Origin of the sequence: Rhodoferax sp. (assembly GCF_023701345.1) — a bacterium.
Lineage (GTDB): Bacteria > Pseudomonadota > Gammaproteobacteria > Burkholderiales > Burkholderiaceae_C > Rhodoferax.
Window position 1 is genome coordinate 1 of sequence record NZ_JAMPXE010000159.1, and the last position, 6,578, is coordinate 6,578.

Annotated in this window: 7 protein-coding genes and 1 rRNA gene; all 8 read right to left on the reverse strand. The window is 61.7% G+C overall.

All coding sequences use genetic code 11. From position 1 onward, the window contains the following. Nucleotides 1-2,333: excinuclease ABC subunit UvrA (locus NDI87_RS15755; protein ID WP_296276421.1), on the reverse strand; the 2,333-nt coding region annotated here is incomplete at its 3' end. Between the two features lie 67 nt (nucleotides 2,334-2,400). After that, on the reverse strand, nucleotides 2,401-3,036 hold the full coding sequence (locus NDI87_RS15760) for a 2-hydroxychromene-2-carboxylate isomerase (protein WP_296276423.1): 636 nt from the start codon (nucleotides 3,034-3,036) through the stop codon (nucleotides 2,401-2,403). Continuing rightward, nucleotides 3,033-3,284, reverse strand: a complete 252-nt coding sequence (locus NDI87_RS17520) for a DUF1289 domain-containing protein (protein ID WP_366029053.1) — start codon at nucleotides 3,282-3,284, stop codon at nucleotides 3,033-3,035. The genes NDI87_RS15760 and NDI87_RS17520 overlap by 4 nt, the downstream gene beginning before the upstream one ends. Continuing rightward, nucleotides 3,281-3,796: a YbaK/EbsC family protein gene (locus NDI87_RS15770; protein ID WP_296276424.1), complete on the reverse strand. Its 516-nt coding sequence runs from the start codon at nucleotides 3,794-3,796 to the stop codon at nucleotides 3,281-3,283. The genes NDI87_RS17520 and NDI87_RS15770 overlap by 4 nt, the downstream gene beginning before the upstream one ends. Beyond that, nucleotides 3,796-4,704: a hydroxymethylglutaryl-CoA lyase gene (locus tag NDI87_RS15775; RefSeq protein WP_296276425.1), complete on the reverse strand. Its 909-nt coding sequence runs from the start codon at nucleotides 4,702-4,704 to the stop codon at nucleotides 3,796-3,798. The genes NDI87_RS15770 and NDI87_RS15775 overlap by 1 nt, the downstream gene beginning before the upstream one ends. Before the next feature lie 10 nt (nucleotides 4,705-4,714). Continuing rightward, nucleotides 4,715-5,152, reverse strand: a complete 438-nt coding sequence (locus NDI87_RS15780; RefSeq protein WP_296276426.1) for a RidA family protein — start codon at nucleotides 5,150-5,152, stop codon at nucleotides 4,715-4,717. Continuing rightward, entirely contained in the window at nucleotides 5,149-6,339 is a 1,191-nt protein-coding gene (locus NDI87_RS15785; protein WP_296276427.1) for a pyridoxal phosphate-dependent aminotransferase, read from the reverse strand. Before NDI87_RS15785 ends, NDI87_RS15780 begins: the two co-directional genes overlap by 4 nt. Nucleotides 6,340-6,469: 130 nt before the next feature. Continuing rightward, nucleotides 6,470-6,578: ribosomal RNA gene (gene rrf, locus NDI87_RS15790) — 5S ribosomal RNA — on the reverse strand; the annotation flags it as partial.

Consider the following 6,578-nt stretch of genomic DNA (forward strand, 5'->3'; position numbering starts at 1 on the left):
AAGCTGAACTTGGTGGCGGTGTAGCCGCGCTGTTGGGACAAGGGCGCGTTGGCAAAGATCTCGCGAAGGGCATCCCAGGCGCCGACATAACTCACCGGGTTCGAGCGCGCGGTTTTGCCAATCGGCGACTGGTCCACAAACACCACGTCGCTGATCTGCTCGGCCCCCAGCAGGCGCTCGAAAGCCCCCGGCGTCTCGGTGGCCTTGCCAAAGTGACGCAGCAGCGCGGGGGCCAGCGTGTCCTGGATCAGCGTCGACTTGCCGGAACCGCTGACGCCGGTGATACACACCAGGCGCTGCAGCGGAATTTCGACCGTGACGTTTTTGAGATTGTGGTCGCTGGCGCCTTCGAGCACCAGCCGTGGCGTGCTGGCGGCGACCAGGCGCTTGAAGCCCATGCCCACGGTCTTGCGCCCGCCCAGATACGCGCCCGTGAGCGTGTCGGCGTTGCGCAAATCGTCGGTTGAGCCATCGAACACAATCTGGCCACCGCGTTCGCCCGGTCCCGGGCCCATGTCAATCATGCGGTCGGCGGCCAGCATCACGGCCGGGTCATGCTCCACCACCACCAGCGTGTTGCCGGCGTCGCGCAGGCGCTGCATGGCCACAATGATGCGGTGCATGTCACGTGGGTGCAGGCCAATGCTGGGTTCGTCGAGCACAAACAAGGTGTTGACCAGCGAGGTACCCAAGGCGGTGGTGAGGTTGATGCGCTGCACCTCGCCGCCACTGAGGGTGCGGCTTTGCCGGTCCAGCGTGAGGTAGCCAATGCCCACCTCGCACAGGTATTTCAGGCGGGTGCTGATTTCCTCAAAGAGCAGCTTGAGGGTTTTTTGATCGGCCTCGGAGACCCCCGGAACAAGCTGTGCCAACTGCATGGTCTCGAAAAACAGGCGCAAGCGGTCCATCGGCAACTGCATCAAATCGTGCAGGCACAAGCCCGGCAAGGCTTCGAGCTGATCACGACGCCAAGACACACCCTGCGGCATGAAGCGTTGCTTTGGTTCCAGCACCGTATCGGCATCGGCTTTGGAGCCGATGCGCCACAGCAGGCTCTCGGTTTTCAGCCTGGCGCCGCCACAATCCGGGCACGGCGTGTAGCTGCGGTACTTGGACAGCAGCACCCGGATGTGCATTTTGTAGGACTTGGTTTCCAGGTATTCAAAAAAACGTTTGACGCCAAACCAGTGCTGGTTCCACTTGCCATTCCAGTGCGGCGAGCCGTGAATCACCCAGTGCTGGTGTTCCGGTGACAGCTTGTTCCAGGGCGTGTCGCGCGGAATGCCCTCGGCTTCAGCGTGGCGCATCAGATCGTCCTGCGCCTCTTCCCAGGCTGGCGTTTGGATCGGTTTGATGGCGCCGGCGCGCAAGGTAAGCTTGTCGTTGGGAATCACCAAACCATAGTCAACCCCAATGACCCGGCCAAAGCCACGGCAGGTGTCGCAGGCGCCCACCGCCGAGTTGAAAGAAAACATCGACGCAATCGGGTCGGTGTAACGCAGGTTGCTCTCGGGGCAATGCAGGCCGGTCGAAAACTTCCAGATGACAGGTTCAGACAACGCGTCCGCGGGCGACGCATCCAGCAGGTACACCGTCATGCGCCCACTGCCGTGTTTGAGCGCGACTTCAATGGCCTCCAGCACACGGGCGCGCTCGGCGTTGCCCAAACGGAAGCGGTCAGCCACCACATCGAGCACCTTGCGCCTGGAATTCGGCTCGGCGGCAGTTTTACCGGCTTTCTTCTTGACCACCTCCGTGTGGGCCTCAACTTCCACTTCGCGCTCGGCCTGCACCTTGGTGAAACCACTCACCGACAGCCACTGTTCGACCTCAGCCGGCGTCGCGCTGGCGGGCAACTCCACCGGGAAGGTGATGGCCAGGCGCGCGTCGCTGCTGCCCACGCGCTCTTGCAATTGGGCATAAATGGTTTCCGGCGTATCGTGGCGCACCGGCTGGGCCGTGACCCGGTCAAACAAGGAACCGGCGCGGGCAAACAACAACTTCAGGTGGTCATTGAGCTCGGTCATCGTGCCCACGGTGGAGCGGCTGGAGCGCACCGGGTTGGTCTGGTCGATGGCAATCGCGGGCGGCACGCCGTCGACCTTGTCGACGGCCGGCTTGTCCATGCGGTCCAGAAACTGGCGCGCGTAGGCGCTGAAAGTCTCCACGTAGCGGCGCTGGCCCTCGGCAAACAGGGTGTCGAACACCAGGCTGGACTTGCCCGAACCACTCGGGCCGGTGACCACGGTCAGTTCCCCCGTGTGAATGTCCAGATCAAGGTTTTTGAGGTTGTGCTGGCGTGCTCCGCGAATGCGGATGGTTCCCTGTGACATGAAGGCTTTCCGGTTTGTGAGGCAAACATTCTAGGGATGTCCGCCCGACAAACCCGCCCAAAGGGGCTTAAGCGCGACGCACCCCTGGCGCAATGGCTGCCGCAGCGTCCCACGCGCCCTCAAACCACGCATCGCCCGCCAGATAAGCCCGCAACATGGGCAAGGCATCGAGCCCCCAGAACAATTTGCCATCGACCTCGAAGGTGGGCACACCAAACACACCCTGCGCAATCGCATCAAACGTGTTGGCCTTGAGCCGGGCCTTGACCTCATCGCTGTCCGGCGGACGTGTCGGGTTCAAGTGCTGGGTGACCGCCTGTAAACGAACAGGGTCAGCAGCCTCCTGCCCGCCCTGCCAGACATGGCGAAACAGCGTCTCACAGACATAGCGGTTGGGCTGCTCTGGCGCGCCACTGGCCAGCGCCAGTCGCAACAAGGCGAGCGGGTTGAACGGGTGGGTGGCGGGCAACTGCAGCTCAAGCCCGTGCTGATGCGCCAGCCATAGCACCTGGCGGTAGGTCCACTCGCGCTTGCCAGCAATCTCGGCCGGGCCCAGTTGCCCGTGGTGTTTCAGCAAGGCGCCAAAGAGCACCGGCTTGTAAGTCACGCTGGTGCTGTGGCCCATCAGCGCCTCGGGCAATTGCTCGAACGCCAGGTAAGCGTAGGGCGAGATGAAGTCCAGGTAAAAGGTAATTTGCTTCATGATTCGAACTCGCTCAGGCGCGCCTCGATTCGGGTCCAGACGGCGCGCTTGAAAGCGTCGTCGGCATTGCCCCAGCGGCCGATTTCGTCCAGGGTTCGGAAGCAGCCCTGGCACAAGCCAGTGGCTTCATCCATCTGGCACACCGATACGCAGGGCGATGGCACTGTCTGTGCAAAGCTTTGCTCGCTGGCGCGGATATGTCTGGCGCTGGCCGCCAGGAATTTCATGGCTTTGGGGTCGGGACTCAAGGGGTTTCTCCTGCCGTCACATCCACCACGGGCGCACCGGTCAGATGCGCCAGGTCTGCCGGTTGCAACCTGAATACACCATGCGGATGCCCGGCGGCCGCCCAGATTTCGTCAAAACGCAGCAGGTCGCGGTCAATCAAGGTAACAGGCGCAACGGCATGCCCCACCGGCGAAACACCGCCAATGGAAAAACCCGTGCTTGTCTTGACGAACTCTGCATCGGCGCGACCCAGCTTTTGCCCGTCCACACACACCAGCGCCTGCACCTTGGCTTCGTCCACGCGACGGTCGCCCGAGGTGATGACCAGCACGGCGACCGCATCGGGCTTTCGCTTGAAGATGATGCTTTTGGCAATTTGCCCCAGCGCCACACCCAGCGCATCGGCCGCCTGCTGCGCGGTGCGCGCGGCGTCACTGAGCAGCACGGGCGGGTGCGGGTGCCCCTTGTCCTGCAAGGCACGCGCCACCCGCTGCATGCCTTCAGGCAAAGGTTTGAGTTCAGCACCGCGCATCAGGCTTGCCGCTTGGTGAACAGCGCCTTGCCCGCGCGTGAGTTGGTCGGCCGCTTCAAGAAGTCGCTGATGAACTGGCCGGCATCAATCAGCAAATCCAGGTCAATGCCGGTCTCGATGCCCATGCCGTGCAGCAGGTAAACCACGTCCTCGGTCGCCACGTTGCCGGTGGCGCCCTTGGCATAGGGACAACCGCCCAGCCCGGCCACCGAGGTGTCGAACTGCCAGACGCCCATTTGCAGGCAGATCAGCGTGTTGGCGAGCGCCTGGCCGTAGGTGTCGTGAAAGTGGCCCGAAATGTCGTTGAGGTCGAAGTGCCTGAGCGTGGCTTCCACCGCGCGCTGCACCTTGAGCGGCGTGCCCACGCCAATGGTGTCGGCCACACCCACATGCTGCACGCCGATGCCCTTCATGAGTCCGGCCAGGTAGCCCACGCGCTCGGGCGCAATGTCGCCCTCGTACGGACAACCCACGGTGCAGCTCATGGCGCCGCGCACATAAATGCCCGCGTCTCGTGCTGCAGCCACCACCGGCGCAAAACGCTCGATGCTCTCGGCGATGCTGCAGTTGATGTTCTTCTGGCTGAAGGCCTCGCTGGCGGCGCCAAACACCACGATCTCGTCGGGCCTGGAAGCCAATGCCGCCTCAAAGCCCTTGAGGTTGGGCGTCAGAACCGAGTAGCGCACGCCCGGCAGACGGTTGATGCCTGCCATCACTTCGGCGTTGTCAGCCATCTGCGGAACCCATTTGGGGCTGACAAAGCTGGTGACCTCGATTTCTTTCAGGCCAGCGGCTTGCAACCGGTGCACCAGTTCAATCTTGACGGCAGCAGGTACCTGGCCCTTTTCATTTTGCAGGCCGTCACGGGGGCCGACTTCGACCAGTTTGACGCGTTGAGGAAGAGGCATGAATCACTCGCTAAGGTAGAAATTGATGGCTGGCAACGATGGCAATCAGCTGGATCTCGACGGGCGCGTTGCCCGGCAGGCTTGCCACCCCGATGGCGGCCCGGCAGCCGATCCCTTCGTCACCGATTTCACCTTGCAGATAGGCCGAAGCAAAGTCGGCCAAACGCGCATGTGCGGTGAATTCTGATTCAGCGGCAATATAGACAGTCAGGCTGAGCACTCCGGCGACCCGCTCGTGCGGCGCCAGCAGCAGGCGCGCGGAGGTCAGGGCATTTTTCGTCGCGAGCTCGACCGCCGCTTGATAGCTTTCCACCGGGGCGCCTGGGTTGACCCTGCCTGTGAACATCAATACCCCGTTGTCCCGGGGCGTCATGCCCGAGGTGTGGACCAGGTCGCCATGCCGCTTGGCGGCGACATAGTTCCCTTGTGGAACAGGGGGGCGCGTCATTTCCGATACCGCTCGATCAGGGCACAGGTGCGCTCGACCGCCTGAACCGCCGCCTCACGGTCTTGCGAAAAATTAAAGCGGATGCTGTCGATGGAATGGGGGCCAAATTCGGCTCCGGGGGTCACCGTCACGCCGGCCTGATGGCGTAGAATCGTGACAAAGGTCTGGGTGGGCACGGCGAGTTCAGGCAGGCGCGGGAACAGATAACTGCCCGCTTGCGGGGTGCGGGCGGCCAGTCCATCCACAGCACGGAGCTGGGCAAGCAAAGCGTCGCGGATCGCCTGATGGAGTGCAATCCGTTCCTGCATCCAGCCGGCGGGTTCCGCAAACCATGTCCGCAGCACCGATTGGCTGTAGCCCCCGGCCCGCAAGGACACGATGGCCTGAAGCTTTTCCATCCGGTCAATCAGCGCCGCCGACCCAAAGGCTACGCCCACGCGGTAACCGCTGAGAGATTCGGTCTTGGAAGGGCCGATGATGGTGATCAGGTTGTCGGGGGCGTGGGGGTTGGCCCGCAAATGCGTGTAGTGGCTGCCCGGATAAAGGAGCCGGGAATAAAGCTGATCAACGATCACTGTGGCACCGTAAGTCTGTGCCAGACGCGCGATAGCGTTGATTTCACTGGCAGAGTAAATCACGCCCGCCGGGTTGTTCGGATTGGAGAAAACAAACACCCTGGCCCCGGCTTTGAAAGCATCTTCCAACTGCCCCAAATCGAGGCCCGCATGTTCGGTTGCAGCGAGGTAGTTCAGCTTGACGGGAACGATCTCGGCACCGAAAAACTGAACCAGCTTGCGATTGGCAAAATAATCAGGTTGCACAATCGCGACCTTGTCGCCTGCTGACACACTGGAGGCGATGGCCAAGAAAAGCGCGCCCTGGGTGCCCGGGGTGATGATCAGTCCATCGTCAGCCGAGACCGGTGCGTCGGTGAAATCAGCGAGTTTGGCGGCAAGATGGTCGCGGATGTTTTTTTTGCCGCGGTATTCGGTATAGGCTTGATCAGCACCGGTTTCGACACCCGCGATAAAGGTGCCAAAGGCGCCCGGGGTGGGTTCAAACGCATTGACATCGCCATGCGAAAAATCAACGGGCCTGCCTTCAATTGAACTGCCACGTAACACAGAACCAAGATTGACGGTCTTTTGGCGCCCCTCTTGCCCCGGTGCATTGTCGGTTGCAAGCATGGCAAATTTGTCTTCGATACAGCCCATATCGCCTAGTTGTAGGTTAAATATGCAATACTAACTCAGGCAAGTCCAGGGCGCAAAGCAAAAAAAAACGCCCAATCGTCAGATTGGGCGTTTAGGCATAGGAGCCTGACGATGACCTACTTTCACACGGGAATCCGCACTATCATCGGCGCAAAGTCGTTTCACTGTCCTGTTCGGGATGGGAAGGAGTGGGACCAACTTGCTATGGTCGT